The 18,308-nt window shown below is 61.8% G+C and carries 13 protein-coding genes; 5 read left to right on the plus strand and 8 right to left on the minus strand.

What is annotated here, in order from left to right:
- Positions 1-176: 176 nt before the first annotated feature.
- Both dnaX and IAE77_RS05495 read left to right on the plus strand, forming a co-directional pair.
- Complete coding sequence (dnaX, locus tag IAE77_RS05490) at positions 177-2,072, plus strand: DNA polymerase III subunit gamma/tau (protein WP_294223004.1); 1,896 nt, start codon at positions 177-179, stop codon at positions 2,070-2,072.
- Positions 2,073-2,226: 154 nt separating this feature from the next.
- Positions 2,227-3,687 carry a peptide MFS transporter gene (locus IAE77_RS05495; protein WP_294223006.1) on the plus strand — a complete coding sequence of 487 codons (1,461 nt, stop codon included), beginning with the start codon at positions 2,227-2,229 and terminating at the stop codon, positions 3,685-3,687.
- A 178-nt stretch (positions 3,688-3,865) separates the two neighbouring features.
- Here IAE77_RS05495 and IAE77_RS05500 read toward each other — a convergent pair whose 3' ends face one another.
- From IAE77_RS05500 to dusB, 3 genes are all read right to left on the minus strand, one after another.
- Positions 3,866-6,733, minus strand: a complete 2,868-nt coding sequence (locus tag IAE77_RS05500; protein WP_294223008.1) for a PSD1 and planctomycete cytochrome C domain-containing protein — start codon at positions 6,731-6,733, stop codon at positions 3,866-3,868.
- A 123-nt stretch (positions 6,734-6,856) separates the two neighbouring features.
- A complete protein-coding gene (locus tag IAE77_RS05505; protein WP_294223010.1) occupies positions 6,857-8,086 on the minus strand; it encodes a M48 family metallopeptidase in 1,230 nt (409 codons plus the stop codon).
- Positions 8,083-9,102, minus strand: coding sequence for a tRNA dihydrouridine synthase DusB (gene dusB / locus IAE77_RS05510; RefSeq protein ID WP_294223013.1), 1,020 nt, complete (start codon positions 9,100-9,102; stop codon positions 8,083-8,085). Before dusB ends, IAE77_RS05505 begins: the two co-directional genes overlap by 4 nt.
- Before the next feature lie 52 nt (positions 9,103-9,154).
- On the opposite strand from dusB, the gene IAE77_RS05515 reads away from it, so the two are divergent.
- Positions 9,155-9,319: a hypothetical protein gene (locus tag IAE77_RS05515; RefSeq protein WP_294223016.1), complete on the plus strand. Its 165-nt coding sequence runs from the start codon at positions 9,155-9,157 to the stop codon at positions 9,317-9,319.
- A gap of 52 nt (positions 9,320-9,371) precedes the next feature.
- Here the strand turns inward: IAE77_RS05515 and IAE77_RS05520 are convergent, their stop codons facing one another.
- The gene (locus tag IAE77_RS05520) at positions 9,372-10,100 is read right to left on the minus strand and encodes a segregation/condensation protein A (protein ID WP_294223019.1); all 729 of its coding nucleotides are present in this window, start codon (positions 10,098-10,100) and stop codon (positions 9,372-9,374) included.
- A gap of 65 nt (positions 10,101-10,165) precedes the next feature.
- On the minus strand, positions 10,166-13,072 hold the full coding sequence (locus IAE77_RS05525; RefSeq protein ID WP_294223022.1) for a c-type cytochrome: 2,907 nt from the start codon (positions 13,070-13,072) through the stop codon (positions 10,166-10,168).
- A gap of 49 nt (positions 13,073-13,121) precedes the next feature.
- On the opposite strand from IAE77_RS05525, the gene IAE77_RS05530 reads away from it, so the two are divergent.
- Together IAE77_RS05530 and rlmF are read left to right on the plus strand one after the other, a co-directional pair.
- Entirely contained in the window at positions 13,122-13,394 is a 273-nt protein-coding gene (locus IAE77_RS05530; RefSeq protein ID WP_294223024.1) for a Precorrin-3B methylase, read from the plus strand.
- Entirely contained in the window at positions 13,391-14,260 is an 870-nt protein-coding gene (gene rlmF, locus IAE77_RS05535) for a 23S rRNA (adenine(1618)-N(6))-methyltransferase RlmF (protein ID WP_294223026.1), read from the plus strand. The genes IAE77_RS05530 and rlmF overlap by 4 nt, the downstream gene beginning before the upstream one ends.
- A 10-nt stretch (positions 14,261-14,270) precedes the next feature.
- Here the strand turns inward: rlmF and IAE77_RS05540 are convergent, their stop codons facing one another.
- The 3 genes from IAE77_RS05540 to IAE77_RS05550 form a co-directional block, all read right to left on the minus strand.
- Complete coding sequence (locus IAE77_RS05540; protein WP_294223028.1) at positions 14,271-15,353, minus strand: cytochrome-c peroxidase; 1,083 nt, start codon at positions 15,351-15,353, stop codon at positions 14,271-14,273.
- Positions 15,354-15,440: 87 nt separating this feature from the next.
- Positions 15,441-16,724, minus strand: a complete 1,284-nt coding sequence (locus IAE77_RS05545; RefSeq protein WP_294223031.1) for a Gfo/Idh/MocA family oxidoreductase — start codon at positions 16,722-16,724, stop codon at positions 15,441-15,443.
- A gap of 57 nt (positions 16,725-16,781) precedes the next feature.
- Positions 16,782-18,275, minus strand: a complete 1,494-nt coding sequence (locus IAE77_RS05550; protein WP_294223032.1) for a hypothetical protein — start codon at positions 18,273-18,275, stop codon at positions 16,782-16,784.
- Between the last annotated feature and the right edge of the window lie 33 nt (positions 18,276-18,308).

Genomic DNA, 18,308 nt, shown 5'->3' on the forward strand with positions numbered 1-18,308 from the left:
TCTTGCTGAAAACCCCTTAACTTAACGACATTGAATGACGAATGACGAATGACGAATGACGAATGACGAGTCAGAGGGGAGGGCGGGGACAGGAAGGTGGCGGTGAAGTTTCAAGATTAAAGCCGCAAGTTCAAAGTTCTGTTGGCTTCACGGAGGTGGTTCGCTAGCCTGAACGGGTGAGCTACCAAGTTTTTGCCCGCAAGTATCGCCCCCGCACTTTTGCCGATGTTCTCGGCCAGGAACATGTCGTGCGCACGCTGCGGAATGCCATCGCGCAGAACCGTCTGGCGCATGCCTACCTGTTCGTGGGTCCGCGTGGCACGGGAAAGACCTCAACGGCGCGCATTTTTGCCAAGGCGCTGTGCGCGAAGGGTGGTCCGACCATCGATTTCGACCCGGATGATGAGCTGAGCATCGAGATCGCCGAGGGACGCTGCATGGACGTGCTGGAGATCGACGGTGCGAGCAACAATGGCGTGGAACAGGTGCGCGAGCTGCGTGACAACGTGAAATTCGCCCCCACGCGCTGCCCTTTCAAAATCTACTACATTGACGAGGTCCACATGCTGACCGCCGGTGCCTTCAATGCGCTGCTGAAGACGCTGGAAGAGCCGCCGCCGCATGTGAAGTTCATCTTTGCCACGACGGAGGCGAACAAAATCCTGCCGACGATCATCAGCCGCTGCCAGCGCTTTGACCTGCGCCGCATTCCGAATGCCATCATCGCGAAGCACCTGCTGCACATCGCCGATCTGGAGAAGGTGCAGCTCGACGAGAAGGCGGCCTACGCCATCGGCAAAGGCGCGGAAGGCGGCATGCGCGATGCGCAGTCGATGCTGGACCAGCTCGTGGCTTTCTGCGGCGAGAAGATCACGGAGCAGGATGTGCTGGATGTGTTCGGCTTCACGTCAGGTGAGTCGGTGGCCCGGCTGGCGCGCAGCATTTTGGAAAGCGACACGGTCGGGGCCTTGCGCTCGGTTTACGATCAAAACGAGGCTGGAAAAGACCTGGGGCGTCTGCTGGGCGATCTGATCCAGCATTTCCGCACGCTGCTGGTGCAGCAGGCCGACCCGGAGGCCGCGTCGGAAGATTTGAGCCCTGAGTTGATCGATGAGATCGCGGTGCAGGCGCAGATGGCGACCACGGAGCAGTTGCTGCGAGTGGTGGATGGACTGGCGGAGGTGGATTCACGTATGCGCTGGGCCAGCAACAAGCGGCTGCACTTTGAACTCGGCGTGATCGCGGCCGTGCAGAGCCTGAACGAAGTCTCCATCAGCGATGTGATCGAAGCTCTGGACAGCGGAAGTGGAGCCGGGCTGCCCAAACCCGCTCCACGACCACAAACGGCACCACCGCCTCTGCGTCGCGCGGCGGCTCCGGTGATGCGTGAGACGGAGCCGGTGAAGGTGCTGGAGGAGCCGCGCAGCGAAGCGCTGGTGGCACGTTCCGAGGCACCGGTTTCGAATTTGCGGGCCGCAATCGCGGCTGCCGAACCTGCTCCCGCTCCAGGAGCACAACCTGCGCCTGCTCCGCAACGGCAACCCGAGGTCGCACCCGTCGAACCGCCGTCTGCTGCGACCGTAAGCACGGCGGATTTCTGGCCGAAATTGGTCCAAACCGTTCAGGAGCGCCGCCCGCTGGCCGTTTCGTGGCTGCAGGTGGCATCATTGCTCGGCATCACTGGCAGGACGGTCAAAGTCGGCTTTCCGACGACCGAGGGCTTTGCCCGCGAAAGCCTGATGCGGCCCGCGCAACTGGGTTTCCTCGAAGGTCTCGCGCAGGAGCTCCTCGGACAGCCGGTGAAACTTGAACTGGTGCTGGACGCGAGCCTGAAGGCCCCGGAGTTCACCGAAATGGGTCTCGGTCTGCTGGATGAGCCGCCTCCACCCACGAAGCCGAAAATCGAGCTCAAGCCGGAACCCAAGCCAGAGATGAAAGCCGAGGCCAAACCGGCCGTGGCAGCGACTCCGGCCGCACAGGAGGCGGCCAAGGTCGATCCAGAGTTTTACAATGACCCGCTGATCCGGAAGGCGATGGAGAAGTTCAAGGCGAAGCTGGTTCCTGCGGGCTGAATTCTCTGCACGTTTTGCACGGTTTGGGCAGCCATGTGGCCAGTGTCACGGTGAAGCGTGCGCAAGGTGCCCAATCCACGGCGCGGGCGGTCGCGTGAAGCGAGGAAAAGCTCGCGTTTTTCCGCGAGTCGTCTTGGATGGCGGGCTTCACGCCATGACTCCCGAATCCACCGGCCACCCTCGCGGCATTTACACGCTGTTTTTCACCGAAATGTGGGAACGCTTCAGTTACTACGGCATGCGGGCGCTGCTGGTGCTTTACATGGTGGCGGAGGTAAAAAACGGCGGCATGGGGCTGACGGACGAGATGGCTGCAGCGATCTACGGGCTATACACCGCGCTGGTTTACATGGTGGCGCTTCCGGGTGGCTGGGTGGGGGATCGTTTGATGGGAGCAAAAGCAGCGGTGTGGTGGGGTGGCGTGACGATTGCGCTCGGCCATGTGGTGCTCGGCATCCATCGCACGGAGGCTTTCTTCATCGGACTCGTGATCGTGGCGCTGGGGTCCGGACTGCTGAAGTCAAACATGAGCGCAATGGTGGGACAGCTCTATCCGGAAGGGGGCGCACGACGCGATGCTGGCTTCACACTGTTTTACATGGGCATCAATCTCGGGGCGTTGTTCGGTCAGCTCGCCTGCGGGTGGCTGGGAGAGGAGGTTGGCTGGCGCTGGGGTTTTTCAGCCGCGGCTGCGGGCATGTTCCTGGGTCTGGTGCAGTTCAAGATGACGCAGAAGCATGTGGTGAACATCGGCGAGCGGCTGGAGCATGAAGGGCAGAACCTGCGGCGTGAATGGATGCTGTTCTGGACAGGACTGGCGGCCGTGGTGGCATTGACCGCCCTCTGTGTGGCCGGTGTGGTGCCCGTGGACGCCCAGAAACTCGCTCAATCGACGGCACGGATCATCGGCGGGATTGCGCTGCTGTACTTCCTGTGGGCGTTCCTTCTGGCAGGGCTGACGGCCGTGGAATTGAAACGACTGGTGGTCATTGTGGTGCTGTTTCTGGCTTCCGCGCTGTTCTGGGCGGGCTTTGAGCAGGTTGGGTCGTCCTTCAGCATCTTCGCGGAACGATTCACGGTCCGGAAATTCGGCTCCTGGGAGGTGCCTGCGAGCTGGATTCAGGCGCTCAACCCACTGTGCGTGATCGCGTTGGCTCCAGTGGTCGCGGGTCTGTGGGCGTGGCTGGCGCGGGGTGGGCGTTCTCCTTCGCTGACGACCAAAGTCTCCTGGTCGCTGCTGATGCTGGCACTGGGCTTTGCCGTGGCCTCCTGGGCGGCACAGCGTGCCTTGAGCACCGGGCCGGTCTGGCCGAGCTGGCTGATGTCCGTGGTGCTGATCCACACGCTGGGCGAGTTGTTTCTGAGCCCTGTGGGACTGAGCGCCGTCACGAAGCTTTCGCCGCCGCGTCTAACCGGTCAGATGATGGGCATCTGGTTTCTCGGCAGCGCCCTGGGCAACATCCTGGCCGGTTTGCTGGCCGGCGAGGTCACGGGCGATGCCACGGCGCAGATGCCGGCCCGCTTCATGGATGTGGTGATCACCTCCGGCGTTGCCGGTGTCGTGCTTCTACTGCTTGCAAAGCCGATCACGAAGCTGATGCCGGGCATCAAGTAAGGTTGGTTTGCCACCGCCTCGACTGGCAGTTGCTCGTCATTGCCGTGATTGTCATTGGCGGTGTGGTCGATGATCCTGGAGCCGTTTTTCCTTCGCCCTCACATCTGACCCATGTCGGAGAAAACAAACGGGCGGCTGAGCTTTCGCCCAGCCGCCCGTCGTCAGATTTGGAAGCGGATCAATGGTTGAAGTAGAACTCTTTCGAGTTCAGCAGCGCCCAGAAGAGGTCTTCCAGCACCGTCTGGCGGCCACCGGCATCTGCGGCGATGGCCTGCTGCACCGAGGACCACTCCTTGTCGTTGGGCATGCGGCCGAAGACGCGGAGGAAGAGATCCTCGACGATCTCGCGGTCGCTCTTCTTCTCCTGGACCATCTTGGCGACGACGCGACCTTGCTTGATGCGGTCGTTGACGGCGTCACCATTCATCAAATGGAGGGCCTGGGAGAGCGTGGGCTCCATTTTAACCTCGCAGGAGCACACGGATTCGCGTTTGGCACGGCCGAAGGTGGTGAGGAAGTAGTTCGTCACGGCACCGTCGGCGATCTGAACCGCTCGGGCACCGAGGGGCAGGCCCTGGAACTTGTTCGGCGTGTCCGTAATCTGCGAGATGGCGTCCAGCAGCACCTCGGCACGAACGCGGCGGACCTGGGCGTGGGAGAAGTTGCGTTTGTCGCCCGCGTTGGTCTCGTTGACCTTCGTGCTGCGCTGGTAGGTCTGCGAATTGCAGATGTCGCGGACAAATTTGCGCATGTCGTATTGGTATTCCGTCAGCTTGGTGGCCAGCGTGGCGATCAACTCGGGGTTTGAGGGCGGATTGGACACGCGGACGTCATCGACGGGTTCCACCACACCGACGCCGTTGAAATGCGCCCAGATGATGTTGGCGATGTTGCGGGCGAAGAACGGGTTGCGCGGTGAGGCGAGCCATTCAGCCAGGACCTTGCGGCGGTCGTCGGTGGCCTTCAGATCAGGAGTTTCGCCACCGAGGAATTTCGGCTTCATGACGGCGTTGGTGAGGAAGTGGCGGGATTCGCCGCCCTTGCTGTTGTAAATGATGACTTCCTGCGGGTCGTCGGTCTGTTTGCGGCCGATCTGGCTGAAGAAGGCCTTGAAGCCGTAGTAGTCGTCCATCGTCCAGCGGTCGAAGGGATGGTTGTGGCACTGGGCACACTGAATGCGCATGCCCATGAACACCTGTGCGACGTTTTCGGTCAGCTTGAGCTGGTCGAGCTCGGTCTGGTAGAAGTTCACGGCCGGGCTGCTGACGGTGCCGCCGGAGGCGGAGAGCAGTTCGACGACGATCTCATTGAGCGGGACGTTTTTGCCGATGCGCTCAGAGAGCCAGTTGTAGTAGAGGAGCGCGTTCTTGTAGAAGGGCGGCTGGTTGTTGTTGATGGAGGAGCGGATCTGCAGCAGCTCGGCCCATTTCATCACCCAGAGCTCAGTGAACTCCTTGCGCTCAAGAAGGCTGTCGATCAAGGCGGAGCGCTTGTTCGGGTTCTTGTCGGTCAGGAAGGTGCGGATTTCAGACGACTTCGGATACACACCAGCGATGTCGATGAACGCGCGACGGACGAACTCCTCATCGGTGCAGATGCCGGAGGGCAGGATGCGCAGCTTGTGAAGGTTTTCATCGACGAGCTGGTCAATGTAGTTGGTCTCAGCGAGTTGCGGGCGCTCATATTGGAGCTTGTCAGGGATGACGAGCACCTGGGCGGTGACGGAATACACGTCGAACCGTGCCAGCATGAAAGCAGCACCACGGTCGCCGGAGGTCACACGGCCTTCCTTGTCGATGGTGGCCGTCGGGTCGTTGTTCGACATGAACAAGGCCAGATTGGTCACATCGCGGTCGGTGCCGTCGGAGTAGGTGGCGCGGACGGTGATCTGCTGTGTGGCGTTCTTGCCCTCCATCACGATCTGGCTCGGGAACACCTCGATGCCAGTGCACTTGGCGACGTCGGGCTTGTCGTCAGGAGCGCCAGCGGAGATCCATTCCAGCAAGGCCTTGTTGTAAACGGAGTCGGGCTCGAAGCATTGATTGCCGGAGTGAGGCACAGCACCGACGGCCTTCTCGACCAGGGAGCTTTCCTCAGGAATGGCGAGGTTGATGCGGCGGCCGGGCATCTCACGGGTGATGCGGATGTAGTCACCGGCCGGGTCCATGCCGAAGAGGGACGTGCGGAAGCCATCCTTGCCGCGAGCAGCGCCGTGACAGCCGCCCTGATTGCAGCCACCACGCATGAATACAGGCATGCAGTCGAGGCGGAAGGAGATCGCACGGTCTTTCGTGCCGTCCTTGACGGTCACCGGGGCCTTCACCGTCTGGCCGCCGATGGTGGCGATGAGTTCGGTGGCACCAGCATCGGCGACAGGCTTCAAGGTAAGGCCGTCGAGCGTCGCGATCTTGGTGTCGGCGATTTTGAGATCACAGGCGTCGGTGACGTCCTTGGTGGTGGCATCTTTGAAGGTCGCCAGGACGACGACGCGATGGTAATCACGCTTCGTTTCCAAGGAGTAACGCTCTGGCAGGATCTGCAGGTTCTTCAGTGTGGGCAGTTTCGTCTGCAACTCGGCCAGCGCCTTGCGCTGCTCGGGCGTCTTGTATTTGAGCACAAGGTTTTGCGGCCACTTCGCACCTTCCGCGATCCAGCGCTTGAGCACATCGACCTCATTGGCCGCCAGCGGGCCGCCCTTCGGAGGCATGATGTCGTCGTGATCCTTTGGCAGGACGATGCGCTTGATCAGCTCGCTCTCATCGGGCTTGCCAACCACCAGTGATGGGCCGCTGTCGCCGCCTTTGAGCAGGGCTTCGGCGGAATCCATCAGCAGCTTGCCTTTGATCTTGCCCGGGTTGTGGCATTCGAGGCACTTGTTCTCAAAAATCGGCTGCACATCGCGGATGAAGTCCACACCCGCAGCCACGGGAGCCGGGGCTGGCGCTGGCGCAGCGGCAGGTGCTGCTGCCGGCGGATTGGCGCTGGCGGAGATTTGGACAGAAGTGAGGGCGAGTGAGAAAAGAGAAGCTCGCAGGGGGCTTTTCATGGGTTTTAGGGGTGTTGGGGAGAGCCTACGCAGAAGGTGCCGCCCTTTTATCAAAGGTGCGAAAATTCAAGACGACAGTGGCGGCCGCCGTTTCGGTGGCATCGGGGAAAACAGCATGAAATCCTATTCCAAAGCGGCCAGGCGCTGGCCGATGGGCGGATGTGAATAATGCAGCCAGACAGTCAGCGGATGCGGATTCGGATGCGTCAGATGATCCACCGACAGTTGCTTCAGGCCCGAGATCAGCGGCCCGCCACCACAAGCGGATTTGGCGAACGCATCCGCCTCGAACTCGTGCTTCCGGCTCGATGCGCTGCTCACCAGTCCCAGCAGGAGGCTGGCGGGAGAATAGAGGATGCTGAACAGGATCATCCCGATGCCCAGCGGCCTGCCAGCGACACCGAATGCGGCGAAGAACGCCTGCGACTGCAAGGCCGCGTGCAGCAGAAAGAGCAGCAACCCCGTTTCGAGCAACCCGACCACGAGTTGCTTCGGCACGTGGCGGCATTTGTGATGCCCGATTTCGTGTGCCAGGATCGCCTCCAGTTCCGCCTGCGAGTGTTTTTCAATCAAGGTGTCGAAAAGGGCGATGCGTTTGTTCTTCCCGAAACCGCTCAGGAAGGCGTTGGCCTTGCTGGAACGGCGTGAACCATCCACCACCGACACATCGACGACAGGAAACTCCAGCCGTGCCGCCAGGGCCAGCAGCGCCTCGCGCAGCGTGCCGTTCTCCAGTGGCTGGAACTTCAAAAAGAGCGGCATCAGCAGCCGTGGGGCCACCCAGGCCATCACGATGCTGAAAATCGCCACGGTGGCCCAGGCATACAGGGCCGCGAGCCTCTGCGTCTGGAAAAACCACAGCAGGAGCGCCAGCAGCGGGCCGCCGAGCAATGCGGTGAGCGCCAGTCCCTTCACGCGATCCGTGACAAAGGTGCGTGGTGTCATGCGGTTGAAGCCAAACTCCGACTCGACTTTGAACGTGTCATAGGCATCGAAGGGCAGGGAGATCACGTTTTGCGCCAGCACGAGCAGGCCGATCACAGCGACGCCGGTTTTGATCTCGTCCCAGCCCCAGGCGCTGCTCCAGCGTTCCAGCCAGCCGAAACCGCCGCCCCACCAGAAGGCAATCAGAATGCCCAGGGACAAGGTGCTGCGCAGCAGGTCGAGCTTTGCCGAGGCGCTGGCGTATTCACCGGCCTTTTTCACCGTTTCATCCGGGAAGATGTCCCTCAGCCGCTGCGGCAGCGCATGACGGAACTGGGCGAGATTCAAGAACGTGGCGATCAATTCGAGGTGAAACACACCGAGAACGCCGACGACTGCGGCGATGAACCAGGGATTGGAAAACGTCATGCGAGGGGAGGGGAATCGAGAGCCGCAGGCTCGTAAGTGTGAGTGGCTTGATGATCGAGATACGCGGCAAAGATGTCTTCCAGTTCCATCAGGCTGCCAATCTGCGAGAATCGCTGCCGCAGCCATTTGCCCCCAGGAATCGACTTCGTGTAATTCATCAGCCGGTTGCGCATCGCCCGAATGGTGGGCAGTTCGCCGAGTCGATTCCGTTCCACCGCCATCTGGCAGTGACGGCGCATGAACGCAAAACGATCCTCCACAGTCGCATGCGGTGCATGCACGCCCGTGGACAGATAATGCTTGGCCTCACGGAACACCCAAGGGTTCGCCATCGCCGCACGACCGATCATGATGCCCTTCACGTTGGTTTGTGCACGGCGCACTTCGACATCCTGGCCGCTGGCGATGTCGCCATTGCCGATCACTGGGATTTTCACCGCATCCGCCACCTGTCCGATCACATCCCAGTCGGCGAGGCCCGTGTAGCCCTGCGCCCGCGTGCGGCCATGCACCGCAATGGCCTGCATGCCGCAATCTTCGAGAATCTTCGCCACTTCGACCGCATTCACATGATTTGCGTCCCAGCCGATGCGCATCTTCGCCGTCACGGGAATCGGCACTGCCTTGGCGACTTCACGCGCGACACTGGCCAGCAGCGGGCAGTCCTTCAGCAGCGACGAGCCGCCGTTTTTCGCCACCACCTTGTTCACCGGGCAGCCGAAATTGATGTCGATGAAGTCCGGCTGCTTCCAGTCGATGATCTTTCGCGCCGCCTCGCCCATGCGCACACCGTCCGAACCGAAAAGCTGCACACCCAGCGGCCGCTGCTCCTCATCGAAGTCCGTGTAGTGCCTCGTGCGGTCGTCGCGCTGCAGGATGCCTTCCGCGCTGACAAACTCCGTCACCATCACATCCGCGCCCTGTTCCTTGCACAGTCGGCGGAAGATCACGTCCGTCACTCCGGCCATCGGAGCCAGGTAGAGGGGAAAGCGGTCGTTGTTCAGCCAGGGAAGCATCTTCGATCATAGCCGCGCTGGCGCATCGCGGCAAGCCGTGGCAGATTTTCGCATGGCAAGACGCCGCCGACTCTGCAAACCGCTGCTGCCCGGACTTTGGTCCGCGACAGCCGCGTTGCTGTTGATCGGCAGCATCGGCGGCCTGTTCTGGCTCCTCGGCAAAGGGACGCACCTCACACGCGTGCCTGCTCCGGCGTCCGTGGCGAAGGGGAAGTAGAACAAGCGTCTCGCTTGTTTGGGGATGAAGAGCTGCAATCGAGACGATTGCGCTACACCTCCGGCCGCACCACCACGATCTCACCGAGCAATTGCTCCTGCTCCACCTGGAGGTGGTTCAGTTTGATCAGTTCCAGCATCGCCAGGAAGGTCACGATCACCTCGCCACGGCTGGCAGCGGTGCTGAATAGCTCCTCGAACCTCACGCGACCGCCCACCGGCACGATCTCGAGTAGATGCTCGATCTTGTCGGCCACGGTGAAGCGGTCATTGACGATCTCGCGGAAGTCGCTCGCGTTTTCGAACCGTTTCAGGATGCGCTGGAAGGCACGGATGAGGTCAAAGATGCCCACCTGACCGATGCCGACCACGGGGGCCTCCAGATCCGGCAGTTCCGGCGTCGTGACGAACAATTCATCGCCCTTCACCTCCTGCACGCCCAGAAACTGGGCCGCCTCCTTGAACTTTTTGTATTCGACGAGCTGGCGGATCAGTTCCCAGCGCGGATCGCCCTCATCGGCATCCTCCTCGGGCGGCTGCACGTCTTTCGGCAGCAGCTCACGGCTTTTGATGTACATCAGATTGGCCGCCATCACGATGAACTCGCTCGCCAGCTCGATGTTCAGGGCCTGGAAGGTGTCGATGTATTCCAGGTACTGCTTCGTGATGCGCTCCAGCGACACGCTGTAGATGTCGATCTCCTCCTTCTTGATGAGGTAGAGCAGCAGGTCCAGCGGGCCTTCAAAAATCTCAAGTTTGACTTTGTAGTCGGTATCTTCCACCCGCCGAGATAGACCGGAGAATCCAGCCCCGCAACCCAGGAGAGCGGGTTATTCCGGCCCACAGGTCATCTCCGCCGCAGCCGGACCGAGCGCACATCGGCAAGCTCTTGCTTCAACGCTCCCTGCGGCCGCATGAGGAGCTTTTGCACGCCAGCTTTGAGCTTCAGCGTCCCCGACGGTTGCTCGGCGAAAGTTTCGTAGCCGCCGGTGGATTTCACCGTGGCTTGCAGGCTCGCGGTTTCGGTTTCGATGACGTAAGCATCGCCAGCGGAGGCGTCATCGGCGGCGAGCGTGACGAGGACTTCGTAGTCGCCATCGGCGGGGATCTGGAGCGTCCACTCGGCCACATCGGTCTCGATTCGCCATGGAGCCAGAACATCAAGCGAGGGACGATAGGCCAGTTTTTGGCCGTAGGTCTTCGCAGCACTCGCGGGAAGCATCAAAACACCGTCGGCATCGGTCTTGATGGCTTCTCCACCGCGAACATCCACCTGCATGAGCGTGTCGGCGGTCCAGGGCATTTTGCGATCCTTGGTTTGCTCGCGCACAGCAGCTATTTGGGCGGCGGTGATGGGTGCGGCTTCGTTTCCCCAGGCGTTGCGGACGTGGCTGAGCACATCGGCGAGCTTCGCGTCGTCGAGCAGCGGGTTCATTCCCTGGCCGGGCATGGCGAGGTTCCACTTCTGACCGTTCACTTCGATCTCGCCATACAAACCGTGCAGCGCGATGCGGATGAGTCGCTCCGGCTCGCCGGTGACCCATGTGCTCTCGGCGAGCGGTGGCGCGACATTCGGAACGCCGTAGCCCGTAGGCTGATGACAAAGGCCGCAGACGCCTTGATACACGGCCGCGCCGCGTTCGATCTGCTGTTTCGCGGCTTCGCTGAGCGGTTGCTTGCGTGCGGAGAGCGTCACGTTTTCCGCGCCGGGCCAGTTCAAGGCCATGCGCAGCCGCTGAAAGCGTTCACGGGCCGCGATGTCGCGATTCGCGGCCATTTCGTCCAAAAAGCCCGGTTTGGCCTTCAACGTCACTTTGGCCTGCGAAGCGAGAAATCCGTCCAACAAGGCCTCGCGCTGCCAAATCACTGTTTCGGCCATTTTCGCGAGAATCACCTCCGCCTTGCCATCCATGCACGCGAGCTGCGAGAGCAGTTTGAGCGTCTCCACGCGATGCGCCGTGCTTTGCGGCCACTTCAGCAACAGCTCCAACAAGGCGATTTCTTGGCCATGAATCGTCGTCATGGCCGCGATGCGGTTCAAATCATCTTCATGACGCGTGAGATGCTCCGCGATGGCCGGAAGCGGCTTTGGTGAGAGCAATGCGTGAAGTCGCACGCTATCATCAGTCTCGTCGTTGAGCACGATTTCGGCTCCAAGTCGCGCTGCGGCGGCTCGCACGCGTGGATCGGCATCCATCGCGGCCTTTTGAAGATGCGCGGGCGTGAGCTTGCCCATGCCTTCGAGTGTCCAAAGCGCATGCAGACGATGCAGTGGCGTCTCGAAGCGATTCGGATCGCCGATGTCCTCACCGCGCTCCACCAACAACCGCTGCGCCGTGTTTCGCTGCCAACCATTCGGATGACCAAGCGCATCCACCAACTCTCCATCACTCCATTTCTCCATCCCGACTCTCCGCTCTTCACTGTTCGCCCTCCGCTCGCTCACGATGCGCCAGATGCGGCCGTGGTCGTTGCCTTCGTAGAGTTTGCGCTGCTCGATTTGCTTCGTGAGCCAGGGGACGATGAAGATGACGTGCTCGATGATGCCGTGATACATGTCGGCGAGGTAAAGAGCGCCGTCGGGGCCGACGCGGGCGTTCACGGGGCGGAAGCGTTCGTCGGTGCTGGCGATGAGTTCCTGCTCGGGCGGGAAGAAGCGTGTGGCGTGCGGGTGCGTGCCGCCGTCGAGCTTCAACGTGCCGACGAGGTGACCGGCGGAGTCGGGCACGAAGACGTTGCCGTGCATCTCGGGCGGGAATTGATCGCCATCGTAAAAGCAGGTGCCGGAGACGATGGTGTAGGTGCGCAGGCGTCCGTCATCGCGGAGTTCGAGCGCCCCGAGCGTGACGGCAGGCGTCACGCGGATGGGAAAACATTCCGCGGCATCTTTCGCGACGTTCACATTGATGCCGAAGCCGCCGCGACCACCGCGCTGCGCGAGTTTGGCGAGGTTCGGATGGCGCATGAGGGCCTCGGCTGGCAGCAGGTCCATGTGCATGGCGCTGTTTTCGTAGCAGGAGATGAAGCGGCCGGTTTCATCGAAGCTCACGCCGAACTGGCCGCGATGCAGCGTGGGCTCGTCGATGAGCTTGCCGTCCTTCCATTGGTAGCGATGCGGCCAGTCGGCGCAGTGCAGCCAGTTGTCGATGCCGCGACGCAGGCCGTTCGCGGTGTGTTGCGGATTGCCGCCGACGCCCATCGTGCCGACTTGCGTGCGTTCGTCGCAGCGCAGATCGCCGTCTTTGTCGGCGCAGAACCACAGCTTGGGCGGCTCTTGCAGCAAGATGCCGCCTTTCACGAAGGCGAAGCTACGGGGCATGACGAGCTTGTCGAGAAAGACGGTGCTCTTGTCGGCTTTGCCGTCGCCATTTTCATCGGTGAGCACGACGACGCGGCAGATGGGATCACCCTCGCCGCTGCCCTGCACATCGCGCATGTAGCCCTGATACTCGACGACCCAGATGCGCCCCTCGGGATCGAACTCGAAGAAGATCGGGCACTGCACCATCGGCTCGCAGGCGACGAGTTCCGCGCGGTAACCGGGCGCGAGCTTGAAGGTCTTTGCCTCGTCCTCCGCCGAAAGCACCGGCGCGGGCGGGACCTGGATGCGTTTCAGCAATTCCTCGCCCTTTTCCCAATCCGCCCAACCGGTGAGCGCGGAAGCTGGCCGTGCACGTGGTCGATCTGCCGGAATGGTGCCGGTTTGAGCCATGAGATGGCTGGTGAACATGAGGAGGCACAGGAGGCGAAGCATGATGGCTACTACGGTTTGCCTGCGGTGAGTTCTGCATGGAAGATGAAGCATGCCCGCGAAGAAGAAACCCAACGCCAAGCCGCTCAGCGGCGCTGCTCTGATTAAAGAGGTGTCTCGGCGCATTCGCTTGGCGAGGAGTCGTTGGGACGATCATAACAATGCCGCGTGCCGGGCAGAACGTGAGAAGGCACTCGCACTGTATGAGACGCTGAGTGATACGGAGCGCGAAAAGGTGCCGCAGGTGCTGCGCGTGTGGCTGCGCTATCGGAGCGAGAAGTATTTCGGTGATCACCGCACGCCGCCGGGAGGTGGAAAGCGATGAAGAAGGCTGACACGAAGGACCAACTGCATGCGCGGAGTCGTTTCCGCTCGCGTTATGACTTTGCGCGACTCATGGCGGCGCATCCGGGGCTGGCGGGTTTTGTGAAAACGAATGCGCATGGCGATGCAGGCATCGACTACTCCGATCCGCGAGCTGTGAAGGCGCTTAATGCCGCTCTGCTGACGGATGCGTATGGACTGCGAGGCTGGGATTTGCCAGCGGGGCAGCTTTGTCCGCCGATTCCGGGGCGTAGTGACTACATTCACCATCTGGCGGATCTGCTGGAGCTGCGTCGCGGTGCGGACGTGCGTGTGCTGGATGTCGGCACGGGTGCGAGTGTGATTTATCCGCTGATCGGTGCCTGCGAATACGGCTGGAGCTTTGTCGGCGCGGATGTGGACGCGGCATCGCTGCGCTGGGCTCAGAAGAATGCGGCGCTCACCGGCCAGATCGAGCTGCGACATCAAAAAAACGCGTCGCATTGCTTTCGCGGCATCATTCGGCCCGGCGAGCACTTTACCGCGACCATGTGCAATCCGCCCTTTCATGCGTCAGCCGCTGATGCGGCCGCGGGCACGCGGCGGAAGCAGCGGAACCTCGGTTTGAAGACTCAGGCGCTGAACTTCGGCGGCACGGCGAGCGAGCTTTGGTGCGAAGGCGGCGAACTGGGCTTCATCCGGCGGATGATCGCGGAGAGCCGCGAGTTTGCGGCGCAAGTGGGTTGGTTCACGACGCTCGTTTCAAAAAGCGAGCACCTGCCGCGACTCGAAAAGGCGCTGCGGCAGGTGCAGGCGGCTGAAGTGCGGCTTCAAGAGATGGCGCAGGGCCAAAAGAAGAGCCGCGTGGTTGCGTGGCGGTTTTGTTGATGCGGGGAGATCAAAGCCCGGGCACGGGCAGGCCGCTCGGCACGCTTTTTGGCACCGTCTGGTCGTACTCGTCGGACTTCAGGGCTTCGAGGAAGTCGAGGATGGCGGGCGTGTCCTCGGGGAGCAGGTTCATCTGGCGGAGCAGGGGATCGAGCGGTGGGAGCGTTGCGGTGTCGCCGCCTTCGAGGGTTTCGGCGGCTTGATCCATGAGGCGGTCATAGAAGAAGAGCACTTCTTCGAGCGTGACGTTGCCGCCGTGGTGCATGTAGGGCGCGGTGTGTCTCAAGTTGCGGAGCGTGGGCGTGCGAAACTCGGTGCGGTTGGTGGTGGAGTCGGTGAGGCCGATGGCATGCAGCTTGTAATCGGAAAGCATGGGGCCGTTGTGGCAGAGGGAGCAGCCGGCCTTGTGAAACACCTCCATGCCGCGCTGCTGGGCGGGCGTCATCGCGGTTTTGTCGCCACGCATGAAGCGGTCGAAGGGCGAATCGGGCGTGATGAGCGTGCGTTCGTAGGCTGCGATGGCTGCGGTGACTTGGTCGGCGGTGATTTCGCCATCGAAGCGCTTCTGGTAGTCCGGAATCGCCTTGAGACGCGCGATCATGGCCGGCACGGCCTCGCTTTCAGCGCAACCATCGCCGCGCATCTCCTCACGCTGACGAATTGGACCCAGCGCCTGGGCTTCGAGGCTCTGTGCGCGATTGTCCCAGAACATGGGCGACTTGGATGGATCGAAGGGCTTGCCGGATTCGAGGCCGTTGAAGGCGGCGTTGAGGATCGTGGGGGTGTTGCGCTTCAGCGGCAGGAATGCGGCGTTTTGAGCAAGCTTTCGCGCCGGTCCGATGCCGGTGGCGTGAACGCCGAGCGGTGTGGGGCGTGCGTCGGTCCAGCCGAATTGAGGGTGATGACAGGTGGCGCAGGCGACGTCCTTGGTGGCGGAAAGAATCGGGTCGAAAAAGAGCAGGCGGCCGAGTTCGATTTTGGCCGGGGAGTCTGTCGGCAGCGCGGCGGAGCGTGGCAGGGCGTCGATCTGGGTGTTGGGAGGCGAATCGGCTGCCCGGGCATGGCAACAGAGCAGCAGAATGGTCGCGAGCATCAGACATGACAGTCGTGAGACGCAGATGGATTGCTGTTTGGGCGTCATGTCGGGGGTGCTGACGATGCTGCGTTCTGGCGAACGCTCCTACAGGGCGGCCCAGTGGTCGCGGTAGTCGCGTTTGAGCAGCTTGGAGGCGTCCACATTGCCTGCGAATTGCTCTTTGGCTGGATCGAAGACGAGCGCGCTGCGGGTGCGTGCGGCGATGTTGCCGAGGTGGCAGAGCGCGGTGCTGAGGTGGTTGATGGTGATGTCGGCGTTCAGCTTTGCGCTGGTGCGGATGGCATCGAAGAAGTTCGCGTGATGCGCGGCGAGGTCGGGGCCGGTGCCGGTGATCTTTTCGATGAGCTTGTTCTTCTCGCCGTAGATCTCCCAGGTGCCCTTGGCCTTGCCGCCGATGACCATGCCTTTCGTGCCATACCAGGCGCAGCCGTTTTCGTGCCCTTCCTGCACGTAGGGGCTCCAGTCGCGCTGTTCGTAGATGAGCTGCTTCGTTTTGCCGGCGATGTCGTATTCGAAGGCGCAGTAGAGCGTGTCCGGCCACTCCTGGTCGTCGTCAAAGAAGAGCTTCGAGCCTTGGCCGATGATGCGGTTCGGATGTTGATCGACGCCGAGGCCCCAGCGGGCGATGTCGATGTCGTGAACGCCGTCGTTGCCGAAGTCTCCGGCGCCGAAATGATGAAACCAGCGCCAGTGTGCGGGATGGTAAGTCGATTTGAACGGCACCTTTGGCACCGGGCCGAGCCAGAGATCGTAATCGAGCTCCGGCGGTGGCTCGGAGTCGGGCTGGTGGCCGTGATTTTTGCGGAGCTGGCTGTTCCAGGTCTTGGTGACGAGGATGTCGCCAATGATGCCGCTGCGCAGCTTTTCAATAACCTGCATGCATGCCGCTGTGCTGCGACTCTGCGTGCCGACTTGCATGCAGACTTTGTTTTTGGCCGCAGCTTCGATCATGAGGCGGCCTTCACGCAGGTTGTGCGAGCACGGCTTCTCCACATAGACGTGCTTGCCTGCGTTCGCGGCCATAATCGCGCCCGGTGCATGCCAGTGGTCCGGCGTGGCCATGAGCACGGCCTGAACGGCTTTGTCTTCGAAAACGCGGCGCATGTCGGTGACGACCTTCGGTGTCTGGCCGGTCAGCTCCTGAATGGTCTTCGCGGCTGTTTCGGCCCGTTTTGAATCCGCATCACAGACATGGGAGAAAGTCACGTCCGTGCGTTTGCACATCGTCTTGATGTGGTTCGTGCCCATGCCGCCGGGGCCGATGAAGGCGAGGTTGATCCTGTCGGCCTTGTTTTCCGCCTTCAGCAGGGTGGGGGAGGCGAGCGCGGCGAGGGAGGTGCGAACGAACTGGCGTCGGGGCGTGTTCATGGTGCTGATACGGCCTGAGTGGTCGCGTCCATGCGTGGCTGTGCGAAATGACGGGGCTCACGCCTGGAACAGCGCAAAGTCGCTCGCGACTTCCTTCAGCGACGGGTCGAGGTCGTCTGGAATGCCGACACGGCTGATCATGCGCCGGAACTTTGCCGTGTGTGCGTCGGTGGCCAGGTGGGACACGGTTTGAAACTCGATGTCGAGATCTGCCTGCATGCCGGTGATGGCGAGTCGTTCTTCGAGACGATGGCGGGCCTTTTTGAGGTCGGGCGTGGTGGCTGGAACGGGCTCCAGACGCACGAGGAGGCGATTGCGTTCCACCTGTTCCGCCTGCCATTCGCGGATTTCACGCAGGTAATCGAACGCGTGTTGAAACGGATACGCCGTCAGCGGACGGAATCCGGCGGCGGTATTCACCCAGAAGAAGTCGGCGGCGCGTCCGAGGAGCTTTTCGATGCGCGGCAGATGATTGCCGCAACGGCAAGGCTCCGTGGCCATGACGAGGCGGTCACCGATCTCGTAGCGGATGAATGGCTGCACCGTGTTGGCGAGGTTCGTGATCAGGACCTTGTGCCCAAGCTGGCCGTGAGGCACCGGGCGGTTCTGGTCGTCCACGACTTCCACGATGACGCAGTCGGCATTGATGTGCGCTCCGGTGGCTGTGGCGCAGCCGTTGGTGAGGAAGATGCACTCGCCCATGGCGTAGTTGTCCATCACGGGCACCTGAAAGGCTTCGCTGATGCGGCGTCGGGCCGGTTCGGTCAGAGTCTCGCTCCACGTCACGGCCTGCCGCAGATCGGGGAAGCGGAGCTGGTCGATCTTCAGGGAGAGCAGGTCGAGCGTGGTCGGTGTCGCCGTCACGACCATGGGTCTGAAGTCATTCAGCTTCGCCACCAGGTCGGGATCGTTCGCCGGGAGGAAAAGGAAGCGCATGTAGCAGTGCATGTACTTCGGCAGACGCTGCCAGACCCAGGCGGAGGGAAAGAAACCTTGCTGGCTGATGAGCACGGCCACGCGGGTCGGATTGAAGACATTGCGAACGATCTGGGTGAAACGCTTCAGGCCGCGGAAGGCGGGATTTCCGCGCGTCATCTGAAAGGCGAACAGGAGATCGAGCACAAGCTGGTCCTGCACGATCAAAGTCGGCTGGCCCTGGCTGCCGGAAGTGTGTGCCACGCAGTATTTGCCCAGGAAGGAACGGCTCACATTGCGTGTGTCGCTGATGAACTGCTCCACTCCCTCACGCGTCACCGCTGGATCCGTGACGACGTCATCGAAATGGGCCATCATGTCCGCCTTCGTCGTGACTGGGAATTGCGTCAGGTCCGTGCAACCCGGCGGGACATCGCGAAACTTTTCCCGGTAGTAAGGCGAACGTGCGCGGGCGATGTCGATCAGGTGCCGCAGCCGTTCCTCCTGGCCCCGTCTGAGGCGCTGCGGGGTCATGCACATGGCGTCATACTGACGTCCGGTCCACCAGGTGCGCTTCAAAAGCGAGAGAATGCCGCCGTTCTCCGGTGCGACGTGGTCGTGCGGCGGGGCGTTCATCAGATTGCCTGTAGATCGCACCCACAGCGTTTT

It is taken from the genome of Prosthecobacter sp. (assembly GCF_014879935.1).
Taxonomy (GTDB): Bacteria; Verrucomicrobiota; Verrucomicrobiia; order Verrucomicrobiales; family Verrucomicrobiaceae; genus Prosthecobacter.

Coding starts and splice junctions, on each gene's coding strand:
- IAE77_RS05495 (WP_294223006.1), top strand. CDS start 2,227: ATGACTCCCGAATCCACCGGCCACCCTCGCGGCATTTACACGCTGTTT.
- IAE77_RS05500 (WP_294223008.1), bottom strand. CDS start 6,733: ATGAAAAGCCCCCTGCGAGCTTCTCTTTTCTCACTCGCCCTCACTTCT.
- IAE77_RS05505 (WP_294223010.1), bottom strand. CDS start 8,086: ATGACGTTTTCCAATCCCTGGTTCATCGCCGCAGTCGTCGGCGTTCTC.
- dusB (WP_294223013.1), bottom strand. CDS start 9,102: ATGCTTCCCTGGCTGAACAACGACCGCTTTCCCCTCTACCTGGCTCCG.
- IAE77_RS05515 (WP_294223016.1), top strand. CDS start 9,155: ATGGCAAGACGCCGCCGACTCTGCAAACCGCTGCTGCCCGGACTTTGG.
- IAE77_RS05525 (WP_294223022.1), bottom strand. CDS start 13,072: ATGCTTCGCCTCCTGTGCCTCCTCATGTTCACCAGCCATCTCATGGCT.
- IAE77_RS05530 (WP_294223024.1), top strand. CDS start 13,122: ATGCCCGCGAAGAAGAAACCCAACGCCAAGCCGCTCAGCGGCGCTGCT.
- rlmF (WP_294223026.1), top strand. CDS start 13,391: ATGAAGAAGGCTGACACGAAGGACCAACTGCATGCGCGGAGTCGTTTC.
- IAE77_RS05540 (WP_294223028.1), bottom strand. CDS start 15,353: ATGCTCGCGACCATTCTGCTGCTCTGTTGCCATGCCCGGGCAGCCGAT.
- IAE77_RS05545 (WP_294223031.1), bottom strand. CDS start 16,724: ATGAACACGCCCCGACGCCAGTTCGTTCGCACCTCCCTCGCCGCGCTC.
- IAE77_RS05550 (WP_294223032.1), bottom strand. CDS start 18,275: ATGAACGCCCCGCCGCACGACCACGTCGCACCGGAGAACGGCGGCATT.